This window comes from Streptomyces sp. NPDC056231 (genome assembly GCF_048270745.1).
Lineage (GTDB): Bacteria > Actinomycetota > Actinomycetes > Streptomycetales > Streptomycetaceae > Streptomyces.
In genome coordinates this window covers 1-1,107 of record NZ_JBLVKW010000208.1, presented here as the reverse complement: position 1 = coordinate 1,107, position 1,107 = coordinate 1, and the positions used below count along the sequence as shown (strand labels likewise).

The following is a 1,107-nucleotide window of genomic DNA, read 5'->3' as shown; positions in this document are numbered from 1 at the left end:
GACATCAAGGGCTTCGCCGACGTCCACCCCGATGGTGAGAAGGCCAAGCCCAAGGCTGACGCCATGTCGGGTCTGAAGGTCGTCGACGACAGCACCTTCACCATCGAGCTCAACAGCCCGCTGCCGTACTTCGCGTACAAGCTCGGCTACACGGTCTTCTCGCCGCTGCCCGAGTCCTTCTACAAGGACCCGAAGGCCGCCGGTGAGAAGCCGATCGGCAATGGCGCCTACAAGTTCGTCAGCTGGGACCACAAGAAGCAGATCAAGGTCGTCCGCTACGACGACTACCAGGGCCCCGACAAGGCGAAGAACGGTGGTGTGATCTTCAAGAACTACACCACCCTCGAGACCGCCTACGAGGACCTGAAGTCCGGCAACGTCGACGTGCTGCGCCAGCTCGCGCCGAAGGACCTCCCGGTCTACCGGGCCGACCTCGGCGACCGCGCGGTGGACAAGGCGTACTCCGCCGTCCAGACGCTCGGTGTCGCCATGTACACCAAGCAGTGGAAGAACACCGACCCGAAGGTCCTCCAGGGCCTGTCGATGGCGATCGACCGCGCCACCATCACCAAGACGGTGCTCCAGGGCACCCGCGAGCCGGCCACGGGCTGGGTCGCCAAGGGTGTTCTCGGCTACCAGCCGAACGCCGCGGGTGACGTCACCACGTACAACCCGACGAAGGCCAAGGCTCTCATCAAGGAGGGCGGCGGTGTTCCCGGTAACAAGATCTACATCCAGTTCAACGCCGACGGCGGCCACAAGGAATGGGTCGAGGCTGTCTGCAACAGCATCACCCAGGCGACCGGCGTCGCCTGCGCCGGCGACTCGAAGGCCGACTTCCAGGCCGACCTGAACGCCCGTGACGCCAAGCAGGTCAAGTCGTTCTACCGCAGTGGCTGGGTGCTCGACTACCCGGTGAACGCGAACTTCATCAGCGACCTGTTCCGTACGGGCGCCGCCGGCAACAACGGCCGCTTCTCGAACAAGGACATCGACGCCAAGATCAAGGCCGCGGACTCCGCCGCCACGCTCGAGGAGTCGGTCAAGGGGTACCAGGAGATCGAGAAGGACCTGGTCAACTACATGCCGACCATCCCGCTCTGGTAC

Annotated in this window: 1 protein-coding gene; it reads left to right on the top strand. The window is 64.2% G+C overall.

From position 1 onward, the window contains the following. The coding region (locus ACNPQM_RS44160; RefSeq protein WP_418088417.1) for a peptide ABC transporter substrate-binding protein at positions 1–1,107 on the top strand (1,107 nt) is incomplete at both ends.